Consider the following 3773-nt stretch of genomic DNA (forward strand, 5'->3'; position numbering starts at 1 on the left):
GCACCGGCAGGATGGCAGCGGTGGTGGCACCGGTGCCGCCGCCTATCTCCAGCACCCGCCGGGCAGCCGTGCTGGCGGCGACCGCGGCCACCCTGGCATTGACGGCATCGGTCAGGGCGGAGCCGGCATAGGCGCCGGTTGGCCCGCCGCCATCGAACAGGATGTCTAGGGCATCCTGGCGGCCGGCCAGGATCTCCGGCAGCGCCCGGCCGGCGCGGGCGACCAGCTCGATTTCGTGGCGATGATCGGGATGCTGGTCCGCCAGGCGCTCCGCTTCCTCGGCCGGCACCAGGGAGCGGCGATCATCCGCGGCATGGCGGGCCAGGAGGGCGGCGTAGCGCCGGTGGCGCGGTGCGACTTCCGCGACGCTGCCGGCCTGCGCGGCGAAACCGGCGGCGATCCGCTCCAGGCGCTCGTGGACGGCGGCGATCCGGTCTGGGACGTCCGCCCGCCAAGCCAGGCGGTAGAAGGGATCGACCGGGGCGGCCGCCTTGCGGCACACGACCCGCTGCGCCTGGCCCACGATCCGGCCTTGTGCGTCGGCCCACCAGATGCCGGCGGTGACGCTGCCGCCGCTGGTCGTTTCCAGCTGCGCGGTGGCGGTCGTGGCGCTGGCGATGGCGGGGTCGAGGTCCAGGCGGCCGAAGGCGGTGGGCAGGTAGCCGCCGCCCTCGCCGCCGAACGCCGCCGCCACCGCCTGCAGCCCGGCATCGATGACCGAGACCGGCGTGCCGCCCGGGCGCAGCCGGACCCTGGCCGCCTGACCACCGATCGCGACCTGGTCGAGCGAACGGAATGCCCGTCCGAAGCGGAGACCGGCGGCATCGAGCCTTGCATACCAGGCCGCGGCGTCCAGCCGCTCGGTGACGGCGATGTCGGGCGGGCTGGGGAGGCTGAGTGCGGCTGCGGGCAGGCCGGCTTCCGCTACGGGCCTCCAATTGTCGTCGACTTGGCAGAACCAGCGGGCACGGCTTCCGGGTTCCAGGACCAGGCGGAACGGGATGCCATCCTCGGCCGGGATCTCCACCGGCGCATGGATCGCCAAGCCTTCCAGGGCGGTGACGCCGCGCTCGAGCAGGCTTGCGGGATAGGCGGCGCCGGGCAGGAGGACGCGTCCGTCGACCTGGTGATCGGCGAGGAACGGGTCGGCCGCGAGCGACAGGTCGGCCTCGTGCAGGAAGGTGCCCTGCCCGCTCGCTGTGGCTATGGAAAGGAGGTCGTCCGACTGCCGGGGCGGCAGGTACCAGTAGCGCCTGCCAGGGATGGGAGCCGGGCGCGGAGGGCGGGGTGCCGGGGCGGGGGCGGCTTCCAGCACGAGGTGGGCATTGCTGCCGCCGATGCCGAACGAGCTGACTCCGGCCCGGCGCGGCCCCTGCCAGGGCTCGACCACCCGGACCAGGCGGAACGGGGTGCGCTCCAGGCCGATGCGCGGGTTCGGCTGAGCGGCATGCAGGGTCGGCGCCAGGCGACCCGCTTCCAGCATCAGCACGGCCTTGATCAGGCCGGCGATGCCGGCGGCGGTCTCGGTATGGCCGATATTGGACTTCACCGAGCCGAGAGCCACGCACCCTTGCGGCCGGCCGCTGAAGATGCCGGCGAGTGCTGCCACCTCGATCGGGTCGCCCAGCGGCGTGCCGGTGCCATGCCCCTCGATGCAGCCGATCCCGTCCGGGCCGATTCCGGCCACGGCCATGGCCTCGCTGATCACGGCGGCCTGGCGCTCCTGGCTGGGTGCCGAGAAGCCGACCTTGCGCGCCCCGTCATTGTTGATGGCGCTGCCCAGGATCACCGCACGGATCGGGTCGCCGCTGGCCAGGGCGTCGTCCAGGCGCTTGAGCACCACCACGCCGCAGCCGCTGCCGAAGATCGTGCCGTCGGCCTCGGCACCGTAGCTGCGGCAGCGGCCGGAGGGGGAGAGCATGCCTTCGGACTGATGGAGGTAGCCCACCCGGTGCGGAACGCGGATGCTGACCCCGCCGGCCAGGGCAGCGTCGCATTCGCCGTTCAGCAGGCTCTGGCAGGCCAGATGCACGGCGACCAGCGAGGTGGAGCAGGCGGTCTGCACGCTCACGACCGGGCCCTGCAGGTCCAGCCGGTAGGCGAGCTGCGCCGCGACATAATCCTTGTCGTTACCGGTGATCGCGGTGAGCTGGGCGGCGGAGCTAGGGCCGGCCAGGACATGCGGGGCCAGGCGGGTGAGCAGGTAGGTGCTGATCGCGGCACCGGCAAAGGCGCCGATCGCCAGCCCGCTCCGCTCGGGCTCAAGGCCGGCATCGTCCAGGGCGTCGGCCGCCACCTGCAGGAGGACGCGCTGCTGCGGGTCCATCAGCACCGCCTCGTGCGGCGGGATGGCGAAGCGGGCAGCGTCGAACCGGTCGATCCCGTCCAGCACCGCAGCGGCCGCCACGTAGCGCGGGTCCTGGATCAGCGCCTCGGGCACGCCCTCGGCGGCCAGCTCGTCCGGGCCGATCCGGCTGACCGCATCGCGGCCCGCGAACAGGAGGTCGCGGAACGCATCGAGGTCGGGTGCGCCCGGATAGTGGGCGGCCATGCCGATGATCGCGATCGATCCGCTCATCGGGCCTGCCGGTCCTGCGGCAGGGCGCGGCGGCGCGCCTCCAGGCGGCGCTGGGCGCGGGCATTGCCGTCGGCCAAGGCGGCACTGGCCGGGGCTTCGGCGAGATGCCGGGCGATCTCGGCGACGGTCGGCAGGCGGAACAGGTCGACCACGGTCGGCGCCCGCTCGCCATGCTGCTCGGCCAGGCGGCGCTGCAGCCGGACCAGATGCAGCGAGGTAGCGCCCAGGTCGAACAGGTTGGCGTGGTCGTCGATGGCGGCGCTGCCCAGGATCTGGCCGACCAGGGTGCGGACCGCAGCGGTCTCGGCGCTGGCCGTGGCAGGCAGGGGCTCGGCCGGCGGGCGCAGGGCCTGCCGGTCGACCTTGCCGTTGGCGCTGAGCGGCAGGCTGGGCAGGAGCGTGATCCGGCGCGGCACCATGTAGTCCGGGAGGTGCCGGGCCAGGTGGCGCTGCAGGTCGGTCGCAAGGCTGCCGGGGCGGCTGGAGGCATCCGGGACACCTCCGGCCAGGACGTGGACCAGCACCTGGTCGTCGTGCAGGGCCAGGGTTTCCGCCAGCCCTGCCACCTGCAGCCTGCCGACCGGAAGGAGGCCCAGCGTGTCCGGGAGGTCGGTCATCAGCAGCTGACCGAGATAGCCGGCCTCCAGCAGGCAGAAGTCGCGCGCGGCTTCGCCATAGGTCGGCCGTAGCACGGCGAGGTCGGCCACCAGGAGCAGGAGGAAGGCGGCCTCGTCGAGCGATCGGGCGGTCGGCGGGTGACCGACGCTGAGCGGCGGGACGTCGGACGCCAGCCGGACCAGGGCATGGTCGACCGGGTCGTGGTAGTAGGCGCCGCCATCGATACCCTCCACCCGGCCGGGCTTCACCAGGAGATGGGCCTGGACCGGGTAGAGTGAGCCGGCGGACGGGTAGCGGTGGCGCACCAGCCCGCCCTCCTCGCCCGCCAGGCGGCCGAGCAGGCCGTCGAAGGCGCCGCGCGGCACGGGGGTATCGGCGAAGCTGCGCATGGAGCGGCGGCGGCCGAACTCGGCGGACGGGCTGCGCTCGCCGAGCGGCAGGCGCGTGCGGCCATCCAGCCGCCGGCGGCCGGGCCGCTCAAGCACCTGGATCGCCTTGTCTGTCCCTCCCCCGGCCTCCTCCGGCACGACGAAGGCATGGAGGGTCTTGGCATGGGGCTGGCCGGGGGCAGGCAGGG

General features: G+C 73.8%; 2 protein-coding genes. Both read right to left on the reverse strand.

Annotation, left to right across the window (positions count from 1 at the left end):
• A partial coding sequence (locus EQG76_RS29630) for a polyketide synthase family protein (RefSeq protein WP_200841239.1) occupies positions 1–2578 on the reverse strand: 2578 nt, incomplete at its 3' end.
• Positions 2575–3773 (reverse strand): SagB/ThcOx family dehydrogenase (locus EQG76_RS33010; protein WP_200841240.1); only part of this gene is annotated, 1199 nt, incomplete at its 5' end. The genes EQG76_RS29630 and EQG76_RS33010, both read right to left, overlap by 4 nt.

Origin of the sequence: Geminicoccus flavidas (assembly GCF_009806515.1) — a bacterium.
In the GTDB taxonomy this organism is placed as follows: Bacteria; Pseudomonadota; Alphaproteobacteria; order Geminicoccales; family Geminicoccaceae; genus Geminicoccus; species Geminicoccus flavidus.